Genomic DNA, 23209 nt, shown 5'->3' with positions numbered 1-23209 from the left:
TCCGTCATCGCCGGAGGCGCTGTGCTGATGATTCGCTCGCTGCGCTCACTGATGATTCGCTCGCTGCGCTCACTCACGCCCGCACCTCGCTAGCGCTCGGCACGGTCATGCCCGAAGGCGCTGTGCTGATGATTCGCTCGCTCATTGGCTGTTCTCCATTGGGCTGGGATTGGTGAAGTCAGTGGCGGGCGGGTTCACCGCCGATGTGGGGGAACCGGCAGAGTCCGGTTCCGGCGTGCTGAGCAGCTCGCGGGCGCCCAGATCGAGTAGTTCCCTGGCCAGCTCGCGGCCCAGTTCCGCGGCGCGCTCCGGCGGCCCGACCACGGAGGCGCGCAACACATCGGAGCCGTCGATGGCCGCGGCGCATCCGCGCAGCGAAAGTTCGTCGACAATCTTGCCGTCGTCGTCGAGCGATTCGACGACCTCGGCGATAGCGCCGATCGGCGCGGTGCAACCGGCCTCGAGTTCGGCCAGCAGCGACCGCTCGGCGATAACGGCCGCGCGGGTGGCGGCGTCATCGAGTTCGGTCAGCGCCTTGATCAATTCGGGATCGTCGCTGCGGCACTCGACCGCCAGCGCGCCCTGGGCGGGTGCGGGCAACATCTGCACCGGTTCCAGCGCCTCGGTGACCGCGTCGAGCCGTCCGATTCGGGCAAGTCCGGCCCTGGCGACCACGACCGCGTCCAGCTCGCCTTCGCTGACCTTGCGCAGGCGGGTGTCGAGGTTGCCACGCAGCGGCACGACGTCCACACCGAGTCCGAGGGCACGTAACTGGGCCGCGCGGCGCGGTGCGGAGGTACCGATCTTGGCACCGGCGGGCAGCTCACCGAGCACCAGACCATCGCGTGCCACCAGCGCGTCGCGCGGATCCTCGCGGGTCGGGATCGCGGCGATGGTGAAGCGCGGATCCTGTTCCGTCGGCAGGTCTTTGTACGAATGCACCGCGATGTCGATCTTCCCGGCAGCCAGTTCGTCACGTAACGCCGAGGTGAAAACGCCGACGCCGATCTTCTGCACCGGATCCGAGGACAGATCGCCCGCGGTCTTGACGACCACCAGCTCCGCATCGTGTCCGGCCGCGATCAGGGTGTCACGAACGGTGCCCGCCTGGGTGAGGGCGAGCAGACTACCTCTGGTGCCGATCCGCCACGGCACGTGTGTGCTGCCTGCGGTCACGTTTTCCTCTTCCTGCACAACTGTCATGCCGTCTGCCCCTGTTCCTCGCCGCGGTGTCCGGCGGTGAAGTCGTCGGCAAGCGCGATCTCGCTATCCCCGGTAAATCGCAGCGCGCCGTGCTCGTCGCCGATCGGACTGATCTCCATCGGTGTCGCAACCGCTTGCGCCGCACCGGGTTTGAGCTCGAACAATTCCCGCAGCGCCTCGGCGTAGGTATCCCCGCCCGGCGTTGAGGCCAGTTGCTTGACCCGCACCGTCGGCGCGTGCAGCAGTTTGTCGACGACGCGGCGCACCGTACGCGCCACCTCGTCACGTTCCGGATCGGCCAGTCCGGGCAGCCGGGAATCGAGTCTGAGCAGTTCCGCCTCGACCACCTCGGCCGCGCGTTGACGCAGCGCGGCCACGGTCGGGGTGACCTCCGCCATGCGCTGGCCCGCAAGGTATTTCGCGAGTTCGTCGGCGACGATCGAGCGGGCGGCCGCGGTATCGTCGGCGGCCGCACCGGCCGCCGGATCACGCTGCAGCGTCTCGATGTCGATGACGGTGACACCGGGCAGACCGGCGACGGCGTGTTCGACATCGCGCGGTAGACCGAGATCGCAGAACACCAAGGGCCGTTCCGCCGAACCGCCTTCGTAGCCGCGCTCACGTTCGGCGAGGGCGCGGTGGGTATCGGCCAGTGTCACCACCGCACCGACCGCGCCGGTACAGGTGATGACGACATCGGCGGCCGCCATCGCCTCGGTCAACCGCGACAGTTCCATCGAGTCGGCCTCGACACCGTGGCTGCGTGCGGTCGCCGCGAGCCGCTTGGCCCGACCGAGAGTCCGGTTCACCACGACGATGCGGCCGATGCCCGCGCGCGACAGATGCGCCACCGCGAGTCCGCCCATCGCCCCCGCCCCGACCACCACCGCGGTCCGACCCGCGAGCGGGCCGAGTATCTGCTGCGACCGATCCAGCGCCACCGAAACCACCGACGCACCGGCCCGGTCGATACCGGTCTCCGAATGCACCCGCTTGCCGACGCGCAGTGCGTGCTGGGCCAGTTCGTGCAGGGTCCGCCCGACCGCCTGCTGCGCGTCGGCGGAGGCATAGGCGCCGCGGATCTGGCTGAGCACCTGCTGCTCGCCGATCACCATCGAATCCAGGCCGCTGGCCACCGCGAACAGATGTTCGGCGGCGGCCTCGCTGTAGCGGACGTAGGCGTGCTTGGTCAGATCCGGCAGTGGTAGTCCGGAATGTCTGGTCAGCAGTTCGCCGACCTCGGCGAGACCGCCGTGGAAGGCGTCGACAACGGCGTAGACCTCTACGCGGTTGCAGGTCGAGACGATCATCGCCTCGGAGACGTGGCTGGAGGTGAGCATGCGATCGATCAGTTTCGGCCGGTCCGCGTCGGTAATCGCGACCTTCTCCAAAATCGAGACGGGCGCGCTCCGATGCGAAATCCCGACCAGAAGAATGCTCATGACTCCGCCTCGCCAGCGCTCGGCTCCGTCATGCGCATGGCGCACTGGCACATGATTTGTTCGCTGGGCTCACTCATGGTGTAACCACCGATCCCTTGCTGGATGGCTCCGTTGCCGAATGCGAGGTCGTCGAGTGTTTGAGTACCGGATGTCCGGCAACAGTGTGCGCGGGTGCGCGGTGGGCGATGCGGCCGGAGACCGCGTGCGCAACCTCGGGCAGGGCCGGAGCATTACGCGCGGTCTCGAACGACAGCATCTGCAGTTCGACCGCCAGGTCGACCCGGCGAACCTCCACCGTCTCCGGCGCGGTCAGCTCACACGGGGCAAAGCTCAGAATCGACTGCAGCCCGGAGGCGACCAGCAGATCGCAGACATCCTGCGCCGCGGCGTCGGGCACGGTGATCACCGCGATGGTCGGCTTCAACGCGTCGATGGCAGGGGTCAGATCCGCGACATCGCGCACCACCAGACCGGCCACCGACATGCCGATCACCTCGGGATGGCTGTCGAACATGCCGACCACGGTGAACCCACGCCGTCGGAAGCCGCCGTAGCCCACCAGGGCCCGGCCCAGATTTCCGGCGCCGACCAGTACCACCCGATGTCCCTGCGACAGACCGAGCACGTCCTCGATCCTGGTGCGCAACTTGGCGACGTCATAGCCGACACCCCGAACGCCGTTGGGTCCGAGGAAGGAAAGGTCCTTGCGCAACTTGGCCGAATTGACACCCGCCGCGACAGCCAGTTCCTCACTCGATACGATGGCAACACCGTCGTCGGCCAACATGGCGAGGACCCGGAGATAGGTGGCCAACCGCGCCACCGTGGCCTGCGGGATGTCCTTCTGCAGAGCCCTGCCGGAGACGCCACCTGGCGCCTCATGCTGCTCTGTCACGTCGTCGGCTCCTCGTTCCGGCCTCCGGCGAGGTCCGGTTCGTCGTTCGACCTCGTGCCCGGGACGGTCCGGTGCCATGGTCGAAATGTTCGGAATGCTGGGTTCATTACGCTGGATCCGCAGCCTCGGCATGCGGGTCGCGTGCCACCACCGTAACCGCTTGTGCAGCCCTTCACAAAGTCGGTGAATTTGGCCTCATTTTCCGCCGCGACCAGCAGCGCGGCGGAATCGGACCGGATCAGCTATCGCTCAGCGAGTCAAGTCGGCCCGCAATCGGGGCTCGTCGACATCGAAATAGCTGTGCTCACGGCCGTCCAGCAGCACCACCGGAAGCCGGTCGCCGTACTCCGCGCGCAGGCCAGGGTCGGTTCCGGCGGCTTCGTCGACATCAACGGTCGAGGGCTCGATGTCGAATTCGGCACAGATCGCCCGGAGTTGCTCGAGCGCGGTGACGCAGAGTCCGCAGCCCGATCTCGTCAGCAGCGTCACCGAATGTGTGGGATTGGTCATGGCCGATATTAAATCCCCTTGCCACGCCCCGATCGGTGCGTGCCGTACTGCCTTAACTGTCACCGCGGCCAGCTAATGTGGTTGTGGTTCGCGCGACGGGCGGAGGTACTGGTGCCGGAACGATCGAAGGTGGCAAGGGCAGGTTTCATCGCGGGACGATTCGGTGAGTTTCCGGTGCGGTGGAATCAGGGTCGGCTCGGCCAGGGTCTGCAGGACCAGCTCGCGCGCATCTCTCGCAGCCCCTTCGGCCCGAGCGAGGAAGAGCTGCGGGCCAATCTGGCCGGTGAGGCCAGTGCCGAGGCGGCGCTGTCGCTGCACGACGCCGAACTCGCCGAGGCCGCTGTCGAGGCGACCGGCCCCGAGGTGCCACGTGACCTGACCGCGGCCGCGTTCTTCGATGTCGACAACACCATGGTGCAGGGTGCGTCGATCGTGCATTTCGCCCGCGGGCTGGCCGCGCGCAAATACTTCAAGACCTCCGATCTGGTGGACGTCGCCTGGAAACAGGTGAAGTTCCGGGTCACCGGCAAGGAGAACAGCACCGATATGGCCGCGGGCCGGGAGAAGGCACTCGCGTTCATCGCGGGCCGCCCGACCGCCGAACTGGCCGCCTTGGGCGAGGAGATCTACGACGAGATCATCGCGGACAAGATCTGGCCGGGGACAAGGGCTTTGGCTCAGATGCACCTCGACGCGGGCCAGCAGGTGTGGCTGGTCACCGCGACGCCGGTCGAGTTGGCGCAGGTGATCGCGAAGCGGCTCGGGCTGACCGGTGCACTCGGCACGGTCGCCGAGAGCGTGGACGGGAAGTTCACCGGACGGCTGGTCGGCGACATTCTGCACGGGCTCGGCAAGGCACATGCGGTGCGCACGCTGGCGATCCGAGAAGGCTTGAACCTCAAGCGTTGTACGGCCTACTCCGACAGCCACAACGATGTGCCGATGCTATCGCTGGTCGGCACCGCGGTGGCGATCAATCCGGATTCGGATCTACGCGAGGTGGCAAAGAATCGCGGGTGGGAGATCCGCGACTTCCGTACCGGGCGCAAGGCCGCGAAGATCGGCGTGCCGACAGCGCTAGCGCTCGGCGCCGCCGGTGGTGCCGTCGCAGCCGCTATCACCCGCCGCCGCGAGCACTGAAAAGCCGAAGCGCCGCAGCCCAACTCGCCTGAGCGAGCAACTAACCCGTGAACGGGTTGCGGCGCTTGGTGAGCAGTTTGTAGAGCGTCTGCTGGATGGTCTCGCGCACCTGGTCGGTGACCTCGAACATGGTCATCGGATCGTCTGCCGCCTCCGCCTCGTAGCCGGTGGTCGGGATGGGCTCGCCGAATTCGATGTACCACTTGGACGGCAGCGGCAGCGCACCGAGCGGACCCAAGTGCGGGAACAGCGGAGTCACCGGGAAATACGGCAGATTGAGCAGTCGGGCCAGCGGCTTGATATCGGCCAGCTTCGGGTAGATCTCCTCGGAGCCGACGATCGAGCACGGGATGATCGGCGTGCCGGTCCGCACCGCCGCGGCGACGAAGCCGCCGCGGCCGAAGCGCTGCAGCTTGTACCGGTCGGTGTACTGCTTACCGACGCCCTTGAAACCCTCGGGGAAAACACCGGTCAATTCACCAGCGCGCAAAAGCCTTTCGGCATCCGGACGGCAGGCCAGGGTGTGACCAGCCTTGCGGGCGAGCGCGCCGAGCACCGGCATCTCGAAGATCAGGTCGGCGGCCAGCAGGCGCAGCGCGCGTTCCTTCGGATGCCGATCGTGGATCGCCAGTTGTAGCATCAGCCCGTCGAGCGGGATCGTGCCCGCGTGGTTGGCGACGATCAGTGCACCGCCCGCCTCTGGAATGTTCTCGATCCCGTTGACCTGCACGCGGAACCAGAAATCCGAGAGCGGGCGCAGCGTGGGCAGGATGAGCGATTCGAGCAGATGCTCGTCGAATCCGAATTCGTCGACCTGATAGTCGCCGGTCACTCGGCGGCGCGCGAATTCCGCGGTAGTGCGGATCTGCTTGCCGACGGCGCCGCGCAGCATATCCGATAGGGACTGCGGCGCAGGCGGTTCGGTGGCGGCCAGACGTTCGGTCAGCGAGGTCACCACCTGGCTCGGCACGGCATCGCCGCTCACCGGCTCCGGCCAACGCCGGGGCGCGGTCCGCTGGCGCGTCTCGACGTTCAGATCGTGGAGTTGGATGACTTTCGCTACGTCATTCATGAGTGTGCTCCCGTACCGGCCCCGAGCAGGCCGAGCAGTTTATGTTCTGCGGCATCGATCCAGGCTGGATCGATGACGGGCCGCGACGCTGCGCCCCCAATGAAGTCGTCGAATGCCTGCACCGTCGTCCAGCGCGGTACAAACCCGAGTTCGGTGCGCATGCGGGTGGTGTCCAAACCACAACCGAAATGGAAATAGTCGAGCTGCTCACTGGTGAAATCACGCATGATCGGCCCCATGAGCGCGCGGCCCGCGGTGCGGAACGCCAGCCATGGGATCGGCAGTTCGATGCGGCCAGCACGCCGGATGGCCTGCGATAACGCCAGCGCACCGTCACCGGCGATGTTGTAGGTGCCGCCGGGCGCCTGGCGGGCCGCGTGCGCCATCGCGGCGATGGCGTCCTCTTCATGCAGCAACTGCAGCCTGGCGTCGCGGCCGAAAACCGTCGGCGCTACCGGCGAGCGCAGATACTGCACACCGCGCCCGGCCAGGCGCGGGCCGACAATGGGCGCCAAACGCAAAATCGCGGTCGCAATATCGGGGCGACGCCGACCGAGCCCGCGCACGAATCCTTCGATTTCGATCATGTCGCGAGCAAACCAACCACTCGGTGGGGTCCGGGCGCTCATTTCCTCGGTGAATTTCGCGGGGTCCTTGGCGCTGCATCCGTAGACGGCGGAGGTCGAGCGCACCACAACCCGGCGCACCGAAGGCGATTTCTGACAGACCGCGAGCAGCTGCATTGCGCCGAGGACGTTGAGATCCTTCATAACCGCTCGGCCGCCACCGGCCGGCGGATGGGCGACCATCGAGGCGTGCACAACGGTGTCGACCTCGTTGCCGCCGATCACCTTGCGGATCAAGGGATTTCGAATATCGGCACGAATGAACTCGGCGCGGCCCATGCGCCGTTGCAGGTCACGACCGGGGGTCATGGTGTCGACAGCCAGGATGCGCTCGATGTTCTGATCCTGGGCCAACCGTGCGACCACGTTGCCGCCGAAGAATCGGCTGGCACCGGTCACCATCACCACCTTGGGTATATGTCCATCCCGTATCTCAGATCCCACCGCACCGGATCCCAACTGTGACAGCCCCCAATTCCATTCAGTGCGGTACCAGCGTAACTGGTCGACTGGGATGCGCCGCGATTATTAACCAGGTTCTAACGATGACTTCAGTCACCCGATACACGAGCAACTTTCAAAATTCTATGTTTCAAAAAGAAAAGCCCGCCACCAATCGGTGACGGGCCTACCAGCTAACGCGCGGCTATCACTTGCCGAGTTTGCGCCGCTGAACACGCGTACGGCGAAGCAGCTTGCGGTGCTTCTTCTTCGACATGCGCTTGCGGCGCTTCTTGATCACAGAACCCATAGGGTTGTCCTCGCGTTCTCTCTACTCGGCGCGCACGCCAATCACGTACGCCTATTTCAGCGTCCGCGCCGCCAGCAGGCACCGGACACCACAAAGCGGTGCCGCCAGGCAGGCGCACACGAACCGAGGGTTCATCCTACCGGGGCACCGACAAGCGGATGAAATCGCCTCATCCAGCGTCGAAGTAGGACGTCTCCAAGTAGTCGTGGACCGCTTTGGCATGCACCCGGAACGACCGACCGACCCGCACGGCGGGCAATTCACCCGAGTGCACGAGCCGATAGACCGTCATCTTGGACACCCGCATGAGATTCGCCACCTCGGCGACGGTGAGGAACTGGGTTCCGCCGCCGAGCACCGATTGCGTCGGGGACGCCGAGCCGCCTTGCGTCCGGGAACCAGCCCGGCCGCCCGATGGTCCGGAGCTACCTGGCGACGTCCCTGAACTATTCGCAGACATCTTGTTAGACATCATCGCACCACTGACCTCCGGCACGTCCGCGCCGCCGGCTTCCCCACCGGCGGAACAGACACGCACGTGCTCCTTGAAGCTTAGCGGGACCAGTGGGATTACTGCGACGGGTGTGAGAAATCAGGTTTACATGCAGGGAACCGACCGGTCATTCTGAAGATGCGCTGTGTTTGATTTCGGTCACGCAGCGCACCACCTTCGTGTCCGCTCGCGCCGCTGTGTTCGATTTACGGCACTCCCCGGACCCTGCCCGGTTACACCGCGCTACCGCCGCCGTGCCCGTCGCTCGCGCCGCCCTGTTCCGCTGACCTGTGCTTCGCCGCATGCAATGCCTCCAGAAAGGCCGAGCGCACCCCGCTGCGCTCCAATTCGCGCACGGCGGCGGCGGTTGTGCCCGCCGGCGAGGTCACGGCGGCGCGCAGTTCGACGGCACTCTGCCCGGACTCCTCGAGCAGCGCGGCCGAGCCGACCATCGTCTGCACCACGAGCTGGGTGGCGATATCGCGGCTCAGACCGAGCCCGACACCCGCATCGATCATGGCCTCGACCACCAGGAAGAAATATGCGGGTCCGGAGCCCGACACGGCGGTCACCGCATCCATCTGCGCCTCGGTCACGGTCGCCACTTTGCCGACCGCGGCGAGCAGTTCGGTCACCTGGGCCAGCTGTTCCGGGCGGGCGTAGCGGCCGGGCGCGAGCACACTCATGCCCTGGCCGACCAGCATCGGGGTATTCGGCATCACCCGCACCACCGGGAATCCGGCGGGCAGCTTGTTCTCCAATCGCGCGGTCGGCACACCCGCCGCCAGCGACACCAGGACCTGATCTCGGTCGCTGTCCAGTTCGGCCTTGCCGAGCTGGGTCAGAACCGTATCCACATCCCCCGGCTTGACCGCGATGACCAGGACATCCGCGCCGATGATCGCGTCGGCGATCGAATCGGTCACGCGTACGCCGAATCGGTCACCGATGAGTTCGGCGCGATCCGGATGCGTCTCGACAACGACCAGATCCTTCGTCGCCCGTCCCGATTCCAGCAATCCGGCGATCAACGCCTCCCCGATGCGACCGCCACCGATCACCGCAACTCTCGTCATGGGACTAAAGGCTAATCGCGCGGCAATATCGACCCGGCGCTGGGCAACCGGTGCTGGCGCGCGGGAACCGTGCTACCGCTGCTGCGGCACCAGCGCGAGCTGGCGGCTCTGCGCGACAACCGCACCGGTGGAGTCCAGGACCAGCTGGTCCTCGTCGAACATGCGGCCGCCGACCTCGTGGCTGGTGGCGATGATGCGCAGCCAGCCGGGGGCGGGCCGACGGCGCAGGTAGGTGGTCATTTGAACCGTCGGGGCCCAACCGAAGTGGCCGAGGTTGACCGGAACCGGCGGGCTCATATCGGCGGACATCATCCCGAAGTACATGGCGACGTCGGCGTCCTGCTGGTCGCCGTCAAAGGGACGCATCCAAAGGCGCAGACGCGGTTCACCTTTCGCGCCGTCGAGGAATCGCGCCCAGGCGCGGTCGAGGTACAGTTCGGCGCCCTGGGCGACATTCACGACCTTGCCCATCGACGAGCCCCGGTACCCGACCGCGTCGGCGGGCGGTTCGACCGGCATATCGCCGTGCTGCGGCGCGTAGATCGGCTCGACATCGTCGAGGTGGCCGAAGGTGAAGGCGGTGCGCACAAGAGTGCGTCCCTGCTGGATCAGGTTCACATCGACCAGGCAGATCTGACGACCCACCTTGCGGATGTGCACCTCGTATTCGACCTCACCGGGTTCTGGTGCGCCCAGGAAATCGGAACTCGCCGCGATGGGGGCCATCGCCACCAGAGCCGCATCGGAGGCGCGCAGCCAGCGGGTGGCCGCGGCGGCGCTGGTCGCGACCATGGTGCCACCGTGCACCTTCGGGCCGATCGTCCAGATCTTATCGATGATGCCCAGGTAGCGGCCGGTATCCGGAGTGGGTGACAGGAGTTCGGTCAGCGTGACCACCCGGCTGAAGGGTGCACCGCTGGCGACTGTTTGCAGGTCGCTCGAAACGGCACCGCTGGCGGTGTCTTGCTCGAGGTCGGCGGTCAGCTCCGGCATCATCACTCCTATCGTCGGTCGGCCGCAAGAGCGGGCGCGGCGTTCGTACAGCGTAGAACGAAGCGAATCGCGGTCGGGATTCCCCTCTGCTGCGAGATCGGTGCGGGATCACACCTCGTACCGGGCTCAGCGCGGGATCACACCCGGTTCGCGTGCGTCGGTGCGGGGGCAGGTGCGGGTGCGTTGAGGTGCTGCCTGGCGAAGGCCAGCGTGCGATCCAGCATGCCGGTGCGGTCCGGGGTGGTGCGGGCGTTCTGGGTATTGATCTCCGCGATCGCGTGCCCGGCGAAGCCGGATCGGATCAGTGCCGCACACAACTCGGCGCACGGCTGGGTGCCCTCGCCCGGCACCAGATGTTCGTCATGCGCCGCGCCGCGGCCGTCGGCGAGGTGCAGGTGGGCCAAGCCGTGGCCCATCCGCGCGGCCAGCGCCAGCGGATCGGCGCCAGCGGTCGCGGTATGCGAAAGGTCGAGCGTGTAGTGCCGAAATCCGGTGTCGGTCGGATCGTAGGACGGACTGAACGCAGTCAGACCGGGCCCAGGTCCGCCGCGGCGCTCCAGCCGCCGCACCGAACCGGTGCCGCGACCGAAGAGGGTGTCCGCACGCATCGGGAACATATTCTCCACCGCCACAATGACGTGGCTGTGCTCCTCCAACTCGGCGACCTGGTCGGCGAAGCCTTGCGCGTAGCGGCGCTGCCAGCGGAACGGCGGGTGCACCACCACCGTGCCCGCGCCGAGCGCCTCGGCGGTGCGTACGCTGCGCTCGAGTTTGGCCACCGGATCCGAACCCCACACCCGCTGCGAGATCAGCAGGCACGGTGCGTGGATGGCCAAGACCGGCACGTCGTATTTGCGGGAGTAGGCCTGGACCGTGGCGATGCTCTGACTGGCCGGTTCGGCCCAGACCATCAATTCGATACCGTCGTAACCGATTTCGGCCGCGTACCGGAAGGCTGCCTCGGTGTTCTGCGGATATACCGAAGCCGTCGAGAGGCCGACGAGGATCTGCTGCGCACCGGGCCCGCCGCGTGGGAGGGGTTCGGCGTGCACGTCATGATCTGGCGCGGCCCCCCTGGCCGCGCTCTCCGCCGTGATGTCGTCCGCCTGCCCGATGTTCCCCACAGCTGCTCCCTGCTCAGTTCGTACTGAGAAGAAAGGCTAGCGGTCCCAACGTGACAAAGATGCCAACGACGACGGCGATCACAGTGCTGAGGATGTCATCGGTGCGCCGCAATATCCGCACCAATGCCACCAGCCCGAGGATCACGATCATCGCCAGGCACAGCGCCACCCAGGGAAGCATTTCCCACATGCGCTCGAAACCCTTGAAGAGCAACATTCCGGCGACCGCCGCGCCGGTGCTCTGACCGCCGAGGATCATCCACTGGCGGCGATTGGCGTCGTACTCGGTCCTGCGTGCTATCCGCGAGCGGCGCGGGGAGGATGCGGCGGCACGCGAATATTGCGAGTCCGCATCGAAGTCTTCGTCGAAGTCCGCATCGGGATCGTCGTGGTCGTCGAGGGCATCGCCGGTCGGGAACGGTTCGTATACATCGGTTCGACCGTCATACGAATCAGCGAAATCAGTAGGTGTGCGGCCCGCGTCGCGTTTCGATCGGCCGCGCCGACCGCGTCCGTCACGTTGCGCACCGCGCCCGTTCGCGCGCTCGGCCTCGGCGCGCTCGGCCCGTTCGACGCCGTCGCGCAGCAGGTCACCCGCCACGGTCTGGCCGGAGACCAGCTGTTGATCTTGACTGGCCAGTGACCACGCTCCGGTGGGGATACCGCCGGATTCGGGCGCGTTGTTCTTGGGCGGTACACGTCTTCGCGCGGACCACGCGGGCAGACCGCCGTCCGCCGGACCGTGAGAGCCGTCACGCTGTGCGGTTCTTCGCTGCTCCGATTCGGGATCGAGCCCGCGATTCGATCTCGACGGACCGTCCGGCGGCGGAGACAGCGGCGTCGGCGCCGACTCCGGCGCGAAGCCGCTCGTGGACGGCGACCACGCCGCGGTCGAAGGTCCGACTTCCGCTTCGGCCTCCGCGGCACGCCGCCGGGCGGCCCTGCCACCAGTTCTCGATCCGTTCTGCTGCGGCTCGGGCGGGGCATCCGCGCGGCGGCCGATATCGTGCATCGGCCGAACATCGGTGGTCTGCTCGTCCAGTTCGGCATGCCTGCGTCGGCGGCCGGTGCGTCCGGAGCCCGCGGCACCATCGGACAGCGGATCCCTCGCATACGGGTCCGGCGCCGGGGCATAGAGATCAGACAGCGGCGCGGACAACGGATCCGCCGGTGCGGAGTGCCGCGATGGCGCCACATCCCGGCCCGGCATTTCCCGGCCCGGCATTTCCCGGCCCGGCATTTCCCGGCCCGGCATTTCCCGGCCAGGCATGACTCGGTTCGACCATCCCGGTGCGGGCAACGGCTCGGCGGGTTGCTCCGGAGCGGCATAGGCCGAGAGCGGGTCGTATCTGGTGATCGGCCCCGACATCGGCGAGTAATTGGGCAGTTCGGGCGCGGACGGCGCATACGGCTCCGGCGCGGCATACGGTTCCGGCGCGGCATATGAAGCCGGTTCGGGCGCAGGCGTTTCGAACCCGGCGGCCCCGTAGCCGCCGGACTGGTAGCCGGCGGACTGGTAGCCGGAGACGTCGTACCCGGGGGATTCATAGGACGGCGGTTCGTACGCCGGTTCCTCTTCGGCCTCGGGTGCGGCGTGCGCCGAATGGCCGCCACCGCCGCCGACCGGAATGGCCGGGAGGTCGCCGGTCAGTTCGGCCACCGAGATGCCGCGGCCACTGCGCCGCCGTCGACCGCCGCCACCGGATGAGGCCGCGCCCTGCGCACCATTGCGCGCCAGCAGCTCGGCAACCGATAGCTGCTTGGAATCCTCACTCATGATGACACCGTTTCGATCGGGCCCGATAGACCGCCACCGGGCACCGGCTTACCACTCGCGTCCACGACGGCACCCGGCAATGCCGTAGCCCTCGGTCCGCCGTTCATATCGGTATCCAGTTTGCGCAAGATGAGCCCCTCGCGCAGTGCCCACGGACAAATCTCGAGGGAATCCAGCGATAGTGCCCGCATACTCGCCTCCGCGACCAATGCGCCAGCCACCAATTGCTGTGACCGATCGGAACTCACGCCTTCCAATTCTGCACGGTCCGCCGCCGTCATTCTCGAGATGAAGGCAATCAGTTGGCGCAGACCTGAGCTGGTGAGTGTACGGCGCACGCGCAGCCCCGCCGAAGAGGGTGCCGCTCCAGTGAGCCGGGCAAGGGACCGGAAGGTCTTCGATGTCCCCACCGCGAGATCCGGTTTCCCGGCGTCCAGCAGCTGTTTCGTCGGCGCGACCAGCTCCGCGTCGAGCCAATCACGCAGGACCGCGACACGGCGCTTACCCGGCGGATCCTCGCGCAGCCATTCCCTGGTCAACCGTCCGGCGCCGAGTTGCAGTGAGACCGCGACATCGGGTTCCTCGTCGCCGCCATTGGTCACTTCCAATGAGCCACCGCCGATATCGAGATTCAGGATCCGGCCCGCGCTCCAGCCGTACCAGCGGCGCACGGCCAGGAACGTCAGCCGCGCCTCGTCGACGCCGGAGAGCACCTGAAGTTCGACACCGGTCTCGGCCCTGACCTGGGCGAGTACGTCGTCGGAGTTCGTTGCCTCGCGCAGCGCGGAGGTCGCGAACGGCATCAGCTCGACACACCGGGAATTCTCGGCGATGCTGGCGAATTCGGCGACCGTCGCGATCAGCCGTTCGGCTCCCTGGACAGTGATGCGGCCATCGCCGTCCATGTTCTCCGATAGCCGTAACGTGGCCTTTGTCGAGCTCATGGGCATCGGATGACCACCACGATGGGCGTCCACCACGAGCAGGTGGACGGTATTGCTTCCGACATCGAGAACCCCAAGCCGCACATGAACACGGTACTGGGTGAACCGGCACTTTAGACCAGGGCGGTGGTCTCGCATTCGCTCGTCCGAGCGCAAGAGACTATTGGCGGAGTGCATGCGGCAGTGCTATCTGGTGACTGAACTGTTAGCGTCCTGAAGTGTGACGGTAGGCGCAGCGGCAAGCGGCTCCAAGAGGCCCCGACCAGCGGGGAAGATCGATCCGGCACCGGAGGTCGATCTCGACTTTCCCCGGGAGTGGATCGAGTTCGTCGATCCAGCAAACGACGAGCATGTGATCGTCGCGGATTTGACGTGGCTGCTGTCGCGCTGGACATGTGTCTTCGGCACTCCGGCATGCCAGGGAATTCTGAGCGACCGCCCCGATGACGGCTGCTGCTCGCACGGTGCGTTCCTCTCCGATAAGGACGATCGCAAGCGTCTGACCAATGCTGTGAAAATGCTCACACCGGACGACTGGCAGCTGATCAACCAGGCAATGGACTCGGACGGCAAGGTCATCAAGAAGGGGTATCTCGAGCTCGACGAGCTGGAGGACGAGCCCGCGCTGCGCACCCGCCGATTCGACGGAGCGTGCATTTTCCTGAACCGGCCCGGCTTCGCGGGCGGTGTCGGCTGCGCGCTGCACACCATGGCACTGCGCAAGGGCATCGAACCGCTCGAGGTGAAGCCGGACGTGTGCTGGCAGCTGCCGATCCGGCGCACCCAGGATTGGGTGGAGCGCCCGGACGGCGTGCAGATCCTGAAGACCACCATCACCGAGTACGACCGGCGCGGCTGGGGTCCCGGCGGTGAGGACCTGGATTGGTACTGCTCGGGCTCCCCCGACGCGCACGTCGGCGCACGTCCGGTGTGGCAGTCCTACGCCCCCGAACTGAAGGAACTGCTCGGCGTACCCGCCTACGAGGAGCTGGCCAGGCACTGCAAGCGCCGCGAGGGCCTCGGGCTGATCGCCATCCACCCGGCGACCGTGCACGCCGATCGGATGAAATCCGACCAACCAATCGCGGATCAGTCCGCGTGAGGTTCGCATAGCGGGGCATTCACCTTTCCGCCATGCGAGCTTTACCCGGATACGGTTGGATGTGCGGTCATGTTGAAGAAAGCATTCGCCCTGACAACCATCGCGCTCGGCGCCACCATCGCGCTGACCGGTGCCGCGCACGCGGAACCCAATGGTGACCCGGCCAAATACGCCGATTTCACCGCTGACTTCCAGCCCGCCAACACCCCTGATGCGCTCAACGCGCAGGCGAATGGCAAGAACCTGATCATGAGCCCGTACGGCATCAGCCGCACCATCGCCTGCCGCGGCACCAGCGCGGCGGATGTCTACGACTGCATGCAGGAAGACGATCTGGGCTGGATCAGCCTGCGCAAGAACGACGTCCCCGGCATCGGCCCCACCTGGGTCTACCTGCCCTGATTTCTCCCCTGACGTAGCGTGTAGCCGAGGTTGTCGGGGCCTCGGCGGCTGCGCTCGTCGCGATTCGCCGCCGTAGGCCGTTCGCCACCGCCGATCACCGGCGAACGAAACCTACGGCTGGCACGCCCAGCTATCGCTGATCAAGCCTCGAGCTTGTAACCGAGACCACGCACCGTCACCAAGTGCTCCGGCTTGGCCGGATCGCCCTCGATCTTCGAGCGCAGCCGCTTGACGTGGACGTCGAGGGTCTTGGTGTCACCGACATAGTCCGCGCCCCAGACGCGGTCGATCAGCTGACCGCGGGTCAGCACTCGGCCGGAGTTGCGCAGCAGGTACTCGAGCAGATCGAATTCCTTGAGCGGCAAGGTGACCTGCCTGCCGTTGACGTGCACGGTGTGGCGGTCGACATCCATGCGCACCGGTCCGGCCTCGAGCACACCGCTCTCATTGCCGCCATCCAGTTCATCGCCCGCGCCGCGGCGCAGTACGGCCCGGATGCGGGCGATCAGTTCGCGCGCGGAGTACGGCTTCGTGACGTAGTCGTCGGCGCCGAGTTCCAGACCGACCACCTTGTCGATCTCGCTGTCGCGCGCGGTCACCATGATCACCGGTACGCCACTGCGGGTGCGCAGCTGTTTACATACATCGGTGCCGCTCATGCCGGGCAGCATGAGGTCGAGCAGCACGATATCGGCGCCGGAGCGGTCGAATTCGGCGAGCGCGGATGGTCCATCACCGACCACGGTGACCTCGAAGCCCTCCTTGCGCAGCAGGAACGCGAGCGGATCGGCCAGCGACTCCTCATCTTCGACGATCAGAACACTCGTCATCTGCGTGCCTCCACACCGTTGGGTCTACCCGCCCCCGTGGGGCGCGGGTGTGTTTCTCTCATGCTCACCACTGCGCCGTCGACCTCTTCCTCGCCGTCGGATTCGTGGTGGGCAGGTATTCGCAGGGTGAACGTCGATCCGGTCCCCAGCTTGCTCCACAGAGTGATCTCACCGTTGTGGTTGGCTGCTACATGCTTGACGATAGCCAGGCCGAGCCCGGTACCGCCGGTGGCACGCGAGCGCGCCTTATCGGATCGGAAGAAACGTTCGAACACCCGCTCCTGGTCTTCTTTGGCGATGCCGATACCGCGATCGGTCACCGCCATCGCGACGTGATCGCCGCGCAGCGAGCGGCTCACCGAAACATGGGAACCCGTCGGTGAGTACGCGATGGCGTTCTCCACCAGGTTGGACAGTGCGGTGACGAGCAGTGTCTCGTCGCCGAGCACCTCAAGTCCGCTCGGGCGATCGGTGCTGACGGTGATGCCGGCGGCCTCGGCAGCGGTGCGGGATCGGTCGACCGCCTGCATCACCACGGTGTCGACGTCCACCACCTCGAGTTCGGGTAGCTTTTCCGCGCCCTGCAGTCGCGACAGCGCGATCAACTCGGTCACCATCTTGCCGAGACGCCGGGATTCGCCGAGTACGCGCTGACCGAAGTGCCGGACCGCCTCGGGATCCTCTGCCGATTCCAACATGGCCTCGGCCAGCAGGCTCATCGCGCCGACGGGAGTCTTGAGTTCGTGGCTGACATTGGCGACGAAGTCCCGGCGGGTGGCCTCCATCCGGGCCTGCTCGGAATCGTCGTCGGCGAACAGCACGGTGAAGCTGGTCTCTTCGCGCGATAGCTGCCTGGCCACTCCGCGCACGGCGATCCGGCTGCGGCCGGGCATCGGATTCTTCGCGGTGAGGTCGAATTCGGCGGACTCGCCGGTGGCGAGCACCTTCTCCACCGCCGCCCAGGCACGCTCGTCGAGCATCCGGTTGCGGACCAGGCCCAGCTCTTCGGCACGCGGATTGACCAGCACTACATCGCGGTACTCGTCGACGACGGCGATACCGCTCTCGGAGGCGAGCACGATCAGGTCGAGCACCTGAGACATGGTGAGGCCGGAATCTGCCTGTCTGCGGGCGGCCTGCCTGGCGTTCACGAACGGGATCAGTAGCCCGCCGACTGCCAGGCCGACGACAGCCGCGAGGACTGCCAGCAGGACGGCCTGGGGAACACTCACACTTGAATCGTACGGTCGCCGACCGACAACCCAACTCGGGGTACGCGAAGTTTCGCGCAGGTCATGGGCACTTCCAGCCCTGTTAGCCGCTCGTTTACGTGTTGTTAGAACAGTTCTCGACGTTGTCGTCCGCGTCCCAAATAGCCGCCCGCACAGCGTCACCGTGCCGGTCCGCCCATTCGCCGAGTGCGTAGATCGGGCTCAGCAGATCGCGTCCGGCTTCGGTGAGTTCGTACTCGACGCGGGGCGGGGCCTCGGCATAGCGATGGCGCTCGATGAGGGTCATGGACTCCATCCGGCGCAGGGTCTGGGTCAGCATCTTCTGGCTGATGCCACCGATGGCCGTGCGGAGTTCGCCGGGCCGCATCGGGCCATCGCGCAGCATGTAGACGATGACCGCGAGCCAGCGGTTGCCGAACAGGTCGACACCGAGTCGGGCCGGGCAGTCGGCCTCGTAATCGCCGTAGGGCGTGAATTCCACCGGCTGTGCCTGTTCGACCGTCATGGCACCAGCCTGCCACCGTCATTGCGCACCTTCGGGTGCCTATCGGAATCCCTAGCGTCGGTGCCGAATACATCCGAATACATCCGAGCCAGGAGTTGATATGCAAATCGGAATCATCGGTGCCGGAGCAATGGCGAAGGCGCTGGGCGGTGGCTGGGCCGCGGCCGGACATGAGGTCGTCATCGGTGCGCGCTCGCGCGTGGCCGCGGACGAACTCGCGGCAACCATCGGGCACAGGGCGCGCGGTGGAAGTCTCGGCGAGGCAGCCGAATCCGGAGCGGTCATTGTGCTCGCGCTGCCGGTAAGCGCCCTTGACGAAGTGCTCGGCGAAATCGGCGGAGCACTCGCCGGGCGGACGGTGATCGACTGCACCAATGCCTTCCTTCCGGATGAGGCGGCGCCGGAGGGTGTGCCGGCATTCGTGCTGTCCGAGGACGCGGTCGCCGCGCGCATCGCGGCGACGGTTCCGGATGCGCATGTGGTGAAGGCATTCAACGTCTGCGCGGCCGAGGTATGGGAATCACCGACCCGCGTCTTCGACAACAGCAGGCTGGCGGTCCCGATCTGCGGTGACGACGCGAACGCGGTGCGACAGGTCGCGGCGCTGGCCGAGGATCTCGGACTGCAACCGATTTCGGCGGGCGGGCTGCGTCGCGCCAAATACCTCGAAGCCACCTCGGTCTTCACCGTCGGCCTCTGGTTCGCCGGTGCGGATGCCCGTGCGATGTTCCCGCCGTTGGCCGCGGCATTCGCCGTAGCCGACTAGCGGCCGACCGGCCCCGGTCCGAGCGTGCACAACCGCCCATACCCCGCGGGTTCGAGCATGAATGCGCGGGAGGTGCACGCTCGGGCCGGATTCGGCTTACCAGCCCGGGTTGCCCCGCACCGGGAGATTGACGAAACTCGGGCGGTTCGGATCCAGCTGCACATGCTGCGGCTTCAGATCCGTATCGATCAGCATCGGCAGCACCGGCAGCCCCTTCGGGAAGTTGCCCGCGAAGACATCGACGCGCAGGCGATGGCCCGGCTGCAGGATCGCCTCGGTGGCGGGCAGCGCGATATCGAGGGTCGTCTCCTCCCCCGGCACCGTGAGTTGACGCTGGTCCAGCGAGGTGTAGGGCCGCGGATCGGTGTAATCGCCGTTGGCGGAGCGCGAACTGTTCGCCTCGTCCACCTGCCGCAGCGATGCCATCAGCTGTCCGGAGGACAGCACGGTGGACTGTCCGTCCGGCGCGACGTCGTTCACCGTCACCACCCAGTAGCCGTCGGCGGCGTCCTGAACGGTGTTGAGGTGCGCGGCGATTCGGCCGGAGATGATGGTCGGCTCGGCGACCGGATCGCTGGTGAAGGTCAGCCCGTTCATCTCGGCGACCCGAGAGTCCTTGGCGCAGCCATCGAAGATCGAAAGGGCACCCGCACTACCCTGTGCTGCGTCATTGGAGCACAGGGTAGTCAGGCCTGGTGCGACCGTGAGCCGCACCGAGTCCGGGCTCGCCGCGGTGCGCAGCGATCCGTCGTACTGGCTGTTGGCGGTGCCACTTCTATTGGCGGACAGGTACATCCGGCGATACTCGGCATCCTGGGTGCCGGTGCGCGGATCGGCGAACGAGTCGGTGGTGATCCAGCCGCCGCCCTGCTGACGCAGTGTGATCGGGCCGTACTCATCGATACCGTTATCGATGCCCTTGAGCCACTTGTCGAACCACGCGCGCTGCAATACATCCAGGCGCGGCGGCAGGCCGGGCTTGCCGTATTCGTTGCCGGAGTTGATGTGATAGGTGTTGCCCATCAGCAGCTGCTTCTGCCCCGCTGGCAGCGGAATCTCGTGGTAGATCTTGGATTCCGAGTAGGTGAACAGATCGTGCCAGCCACCGGTGACGAAGGTCGGCACCTGGATCTTGCCCGGATCGCTGAGCCAGTCTTCGCGCGGCCGCGACGAGCCGGTAAGCAGTTCCTTGGCGCGCGGGTCCAGATCCTCGACCCGGGTCGTGCTGTAGACATTGAGCAGCACATCCATGAAGGTGAACGGATCCTTCGCCCGGTCGGCGAGCCACTTCATATCGAACTGTCCGTTGAGTATCGACGCGACATCCGGGACGAGCTTGAGACCGTTGACGGCGGTCAGCCACAGCGAGATGAAGTTGAAGCCGAAGCCGCCGCCCGGCGCGAGCACGTCGTTGACCAGGTCGCTGCCGGGCACCACCGGGAAGATCGCCTGCAGTGCCGGCGGACGCATCGTGGCCACCTGGATCTGGTTGATGGCCGAATACGACAGTCCGTTCATCCCGATGCGGCCGTTGGACCACGGTTGGTGCGCGGTCCAGTCGATCACCTCGTAGGTGTCCTGCTGTTCGCGCTGGCGCAGCATGTCCCAGGTACCCTGGGAGAAGCCGGTGCCGCGCACATCGACGACGACCTGGGTGTAGCCGCTCTCGATGAGCTGGCGGTCCACCGCGAAGTTGCGCAGTTCGCCGCCGCCGAAGGATTTGGTCAGATCGGTGACCCCGGAGAGCGGGGTGCCGCTGAGGTCGATCTGGCGGAACAGTTCGATCAGCGCGTCGGACAGGCCCGGAATGGACATGGCGCTGTCGGCGATATTCGAGACCAGCTTGGTGTACGGGGTCAGATTGACCACCGTTGGCGTCGGGGTCTCGATCGGGCGGCCCGCGGCGTCGGCCGGGCGGTACACGTTGCCCCTGAGGACGGTGCCATCGCTCATGGTGATCGGGACATCCCACTGGATGTTCACGTTCGGGTACTGCTGGGGGCCGTCCTCGGTTGCGACCCAGGCGGCACCGGCCGCACCACCGTCGGGACCGGATGGCTCCGGCTCGGCGATCGCGCTCTGAGTGACGAAAGGAATGAGCACCGCCGTGGCAACTGCTGCCACTGTGGCTCGCAACATTGTTTTCATCAGTGGTGATCCGCCTCTCGGACTGCTCGAACGCCCGAGAGCTTACATACCGACGAGTAGGTTCGAAGTTGGGGTCACGCAAAACCTGACTTGAATTACGGTTCACATACAGCAATCAGTGCCACATAACAGCTGGACAGAGCGCCTCGATCGCGCATTTACCAGCAGAATCGGCACTAACCTCACGGGGTCGACCACGGCGTGTTCGGGTATGCGCCTGCCGCGCGCAATCCGTTGAAGCAAACGGCGCGTCTCGACCTGGCTGCGGCAAGTGGTCGGAACCGACCACTGGAAACAGCAACGCGCCGCGACCGATTGCCGGTCGCGGCGCGTTGTCGTATCGGCCGAGGCCGACGCAGGTGCTTACTTACCGCCCTGGCTGGCGACGGCGGCCGCGCCCGCGGCGGCGGCCTCGGGGTCGAGGTATTCGCGCGGGCGGATCGGGCGCAGGTTCTCGTCCAGCTCGTAGCGCAGCGGGATGCCGGTGGGGATGTTCAGGCCCGCGATCTCGTCATCGGAGATCCGATCCAGGTGCTTGACCAGTGCGCGCAGCGAGTTGCCGTGTGCCGCAACGAGAACGGTCTTGCCGGAGAGCAGATCCTCGGAGATGGTCGACTCCCAGTACGGGACCATCCGATTCACCACGTCGAGCAGGCATTCGGTCTTCGGGACATCGATGCCGTCGTAGCGCGGGTCACCCTCCTGGCTGTACTCGTTCGTCGGGTCGATCGGCGGCGGCGGGGTGTCGTAGCTGCGCCGCCACAGCATGAACTGGTCGTCGCCGTACTGGTCACGAACCTGCGCCTTGTTCTTACCCTGCAGATCGCCGTAGTGACGCTCGTTCAGGCGCCAGTCGCGCACGACCGGGATCCAGTGCCGGTCGGCGGCGTCCAATGCGATATTCGCGGTGCTGATCGCGCGCCGCAGCAGCGAGGTATAGACGATATCGGGCAGGATGCCGTGTTCGGCCAGCAGTTTCCCAGCGCGCTTGCCCTCGGCGATGCCCTTATCGGTCAGGTGCACGTCCACCCAGCCGGTGAACAGGTTCATGGCATTCCATTCGCTCTCGCCGTGGCGCAGCAACACGAGGGTGTACGTCATGCCGCCATTCTGGCATGTGCGCGAACCGCGCTCGCACCCGTTCCCGCGGGTCAACCGACTGCTCAGGAGATGGTATCGGCGGTATCGTGCCCCGCGGCCAGGACACCGGCGCCAACGAGAGTGGCGCCGTTGGTGATTCGGGACGGCACCACCCGCAGGTCGCGCAGGAAGTCCAATCCGGCGTGCCGGGTCAGCGCCGCACGCAACGGTTCCCAGAGCGGTTCACCCGATTGGGCGAAGCCGCCGCCGATCACCACCCGATCGATATCGAGCGTCGACGCCGCGGAGGCGATGGCCGTGCCCAGCGCGGTTCCGGCCCGGTGCAGTGCGGCGAGCGCGATCTCGTCACCGGAGTGCGCGGCCTTCGCGAGTCCGGCGCCGGTCTCACCGTGCCAGCCCTGCGCACGCGCCCAACGCACCGACGACATGCCGCTGGCGATCGCCTCGACACAGCCGACGCCGCCGCATTCGCACGGCACATCCCAGCCCGGCACGACGATGTGACCGACATGTCCGGCATTGCCGGTGCGACCGAGCACCACCCGTCCATCGGCGATTATGCCGCCGCCGATGCCGGAGGAGACGGTCATCGCCAGCCCGTTCGGCACCCCGCGCAGACCACCGACGTGATGTTCGGCCAGGGCGAGACAGGCGCCGTCGATGGCGAATCGCACTGCGGCGGAAGGAAAGAGCCGCTGCACCTCGGCGACGATCGGAAAGCCCGACTTCCATTCCGGAATGTTCAGCGGACTGGTGATACCGGTCCGCACATCGACCGGTCCGGCCGAGCCGATCCCGATCGCGGAAACCGTCGCATCCCCCGCCACCTCGCGCAACAGGTCGCGGCACGCCGACCACACCGACTCGCGAGGCACATCGACGCGCCGCACATCACGCACCTTCCGACCCGCGTGAACCACGCCGACAGCGAACTTCGTCGCACCGATATCCAGAGCCAGAACCAACATCGCCCCGCGACCTCCTATAACCTCGCAGCCCACTGCGATCAGATTGTCGCCTCTGGCGTCATTCGACGGTAGTCATATGGCGGCTGGAGCCGCAGCCCAGAGCGACCAT

23 protein-coding genes are annotated in these 23209 nt (G+C 66.4%); 4 read left to right on the top strand and 19 right to left on the bottom strand.

Annotated elements, in window-relative coordinates; all coding sequences use genetic code 11:
* Positions 1-141: 141 nt before the first annotated feature.
* The 4 genes from hemC to ACQP1G_RS04475 all read right to left on the bottom strand — a co-directional run bounded on the left by hemC (position 142) and on the right by ACQP1G_RS04475 (position 4050).
* Entirely contained in the window at positions 142-1203 is a 1062-nt protein-coding gene (gene hemC / locus ACQP1G_RS04490; protein WP_433198638.1) for a hydroxymethylbilane synthase, read from the bottom strand.
* Positions 1200-2645 carry a glutamyl-tRNA reductase gene (locus ACQP1G_RS04485; protein WP_433198636.1) on the bottom strand — a complete coding sequence of 482 codons (1446 nt, stop codon included), beginning with the start codon at positions 2643-2645 and terminating at the stop codon, positions 1200-1202. Before ACQP1G_RS04485 ends, hemC begins: the two co-directional genes overlap by 4 nt.
* 73 nt (positions 2646-2718) lie before the next feature.
* The gene (locus tag ACQP1G_RS04480) at positions 2719-3540 is read right to left on the bottom strand and encodes a redox-sensing transcriptional repressor Rex (RefSeq protein ID WP_433198634.1); all 822 of its coding nucleotides are present in this window, start codon (positions 3538-3540) and stop codon (positions 2719-2721) included.
* Between the two features lie 249 nt (positions 3541-3789).
* Positions 3790-4050 carry a glutaredoxin family protein gene (locus tag ACQP1G_RS04475; RefSeq protein WP_433198632.1) on the bottom strand — a complete coding sequence of 87 codons (261 nt, stop codon included), beginning with the start codon at positions 4048-4050 and terminating at the stop codon, positions 3790-3792.
* Between the two features lie 129 nt (positions 4051-4179).
* Between ACQP1G_RS04475 and ACQP1G_RS04470 the strand changes: the two genes are divergently transcribed.
* On the top strand, positions 4180-5190 hold the full coding sequence (locus tag ACQP1G_RS04470) for an HAD family hydrolase (RefSeq protein WP_433208140.1): 1011 nt from the start codon (positions 4180-4182) through the stop codon (positions 5188-5190).
* A gap of 40 nt (positions 5191-5230) precedes the next feature.
* Here ACQP1G_RS04470 and ACQP1G_RS04465 read toward each other — a convergent pair whose 3' ends face one another.
* The 9 genes from ACQP1G_RS04465 to ACQP1G_RS04425 all read right to left on the bottom strand — a co-directional run bounded on the left by ACQP1G_RS04465 (position 5231) and on the right by ACQP1G_RS04425 (position 14130).
* The gene (locus tag ACQP1G_RS04465; protein ID WP_433198630.1) at positions 5231-6262 is read right to left on the bottom strand and encodes a lysophospholipid acyltransferase family protein; all 1032 of its coding nucleotides are present in this window, start codon (positions 6260-6262) and stop codon (positions 5231-5233) included.
* The gene (locus ACQP1G_RS04460; protein WP_433208137.1) at positions 6259-7290 is read right to left on the bottom strand and encodes an NAD-dependent epimerase/dehydratase family protein; all 1032 of its coding nucleotides are present in this window, start codon (positions 7288-7290) and stop codon (positions 6259-6261) included. Before ACQP1G_RS04460 ends, ACQP1G_RS04465 begins: the two co-directional genes overlap by 4 nt.
* A gap of 247 nt (positions 7291-7537) precedes the next feature.
* Positions 7538-7639, bottom strand: coding sequence for a 30S ribosomal protein bS22 (locus ACQP1G_RS04455; protein WP_003402602.1), 102 nt, complete (start codon positions 7637-7639; stop codon positions 7538-7540).
* A 169-nt stretch (positions 7640-7808) separates the two neighbouring features.
* Positions 7809-8099: a helix-turn-helix domain-containing protein gene (locus tag ACQP1G_RS04450; protein ID WP_433198628.1), complete on the bottom strand. Its 291-nt coding sequence runs from the start codon at positions 8097-8099 to the stop codon at positions 7809-7811.
* A gap of 266 nt (positions 8100-8365) precedes the next feature.
* Positions 8366-9208 (bottom strand): pyrroline-5-carboxylate reductase, encoded by an 843-nt coding sequence (gene proC, locus ACQP1G_RS04445; RefSeq protein WP_433198626.1) that lies wholly within the window; start codon positions 9206-9208, stop codon positions 8366-8368.
* 72 nt (positions 9209-9280) lie between these two features.
* The gene (locus tag ACQP1G_RS04440) at positions 9281-10204 is read right to left on the bottom strand and encodes a thioesterase family protein (protein ID WP_433198624.1); all 924 of its coding nucleotides are present in this window, start codon (positions 10202-10204) and stop codon (positions 9281-9283) included.
* Positions 10205-10338: 134 nt separating this feature from the next.
* Complete coding sequence (locus tag ACQP1G_RS04435; RefSeq protein WP_433208134.1) at positions 10339-11253, bottom strand: sugar phosphate isomerase/epimerase family protein; 915 nt, start codon at positions 11251-11253, stop codon at positions 10339-10341.
* Between the two features lie 85 nt (positions 11254-11338).
* A complete protein-coding gene (locus ACQP1G_RS04430) occupies positions 11339-13102 on the bottom strand; it encodes a hypothetical protein (RefSeq protein WP_433198622.1) in 1764 nt (587 codons plus the stop codon).
* Positions 13099-14130, bottom strand: a complete 1032-nt coding sequence (locus ACQP1G_RS04425) for a hypothetical protein (RefSeq protein WP_433198621.1) — start codon at positions 14128-14130, stop codon at positions 13099-13101. Before ACQP1G_RS04425 ends, ACQP1G_RS04430 begins: the two co-directional genes overlap by 4 nt.
* A gap of 136 nt (positions 14131-14266) precedes the next feature.
* On the opposite strand from ACQP1G_RS04425, the gene ACQP1G_RS04420 reads away from it, so the two are divergent.
* Together ACQP1G_RS04420 and ACQP1G_RS04415 are read left to right on the top strand one after the other, a co-directional pair.
* Positions 14267-15148, top strand: a complete 882-nt coding sequence (locus ACQP1G_RS04420; protein WP_433198619.1) for a hypothetical protein — start codon at positions 14267-14269, stop codon at positions 15146-15148.
* 69 nt (positions 15149-15217) lie between these two features.
* Positions 15218-15550: a hypothetical protein gene (locus ACQP1G_RS04415; protein WP_433198617.1), complete on the top strand. Its 333-nt coding sequence runs from the start codon at positions 15218-15220 to the stop codon at positions 15548-15550.
* A gap of 140 nt (positions 15551-15690) precedes the next feature.
* Here ACQP1G_RS04415 and ACQP1G_RS04410 read toward each other — a convergent pair whose 3' ends face one another.
* The 3 genes from ACQP1G_RS04410 to ACQP1G_RS04400 all read right to left on the bottom strand — a co-directional run bounded on the left by ACQP1G_RS04410 (position 15691) and on the right by ACQP1G_RS04400 (position 18117).
* Entirely contained in the window at positions 15691-16380 is a 690-nt protein-coding gene (locus tag ACQP1G_RS04410) for a response regulator transcription factor (protein ID WP_040696229.1), read from the bottom strand.
* On the bottom strand, positions 16377-17612 hold the full coding sequence (locus tag ACQP1G_RS04405) for a sensor histidine kinase (RefSeq protein ID WP_433198615.1): 1236 nt from the start codon (positions 17610-17612) through the stop codon (positions 16377-16379). Before ACQP1G_RS04405 ends, ACQP1G_RS04410 begins: the two co-directional genes overlap by 4 nt.
* A 94-nt stretch (positions 17613-17706) precedes the next feature.
* Positions 17707-18117 (bottom strand): winged helix-turn-helix transcriptional regulator, encoded by a 411-nt coding sequence (locus tag ACQP1G_RS04400; protein ID WP_433198613.1) that lies wholly within the window; start codon positions 18115-18117, stop codon positions 17707-17709.
* Positions 18118-18217: 100 nt separating this feature from the next.
* Between ACQP1G_RS04400 and ACQP1G_RS04395 the strand changes: the two genes are divergently transcribed.
* Positions 18218-18883 (top strand): NADPH-dependent F420 reductase, encoded by a 666-nt coding sequence (locus ACQP1G_RS04395; RefSeq protein ID WP_433198611.1) that lies wholly within the window; start codon positions 18218-18220, stop codon positions 18881-18883.
* A 96-nt stretch (positions 18884-18979) separates the two neighbouring features.
* Here ACQP1G_RS04395 and ACQP1G_RS04390 read toward each other — a convergent pair whose 3' ends face one another.
* The 3 genes from ACQP1G_RS04390 to ACQP1G_RS04380 all read right to left on the bottom strand — a co-directional run bounded on the left by ACQP1G_RS04390 (position 18980) and on the right by ACQP1G_RS04380 (position 23100).
* A complete protein-coding gene (locus tag ACQP1G_RS04390) occupies positions 18980-21031 on the bottom strand; it encodes a CocE/NonD family hydrolase (RefSeq protein ID WP_433198609.1) in 2052 nt (683 codons plus the stop codon).
* A gap of 363 nt (positions 21032-21394) precedes the next feature.
* Positions 21395-22132, bottom strand: coding sequence for a phosphoglyceromutase (locus tag ACQP1G_RS04385; RefSeq protein WP_433198607.1), 738 nt, complete (start codon positions 22130-22132; stop codon positions 21395-21397).
* Between the two features lie 62 nt (positions 22133-22194).
* Complete coding sequence (locus tag ACQP1G_RS04380; RefSeq protein WP_433198605.1) at positions 22195-23100, bottom strand: ROK family protein; 906 nt, start codon at positions 23098-23100, stop codon at positions 22195-22197.
* Positions 23101-23209 lie beyond the last annotated feature (109 nt).

It is taken from the genome of Nocardia sp. CA-107356, from assembly GCF_050946365.1.
Classification (GTDB): Bacteria; Actinomycetota; Actinomycetes; order Mycobacteriales; family Mycobacteriaceae; genus Nocardia.
Note: the sequence above shows the minus strand (reverse complement) of the source record. Positions and strands in the feature narration are given on the sequence as shown.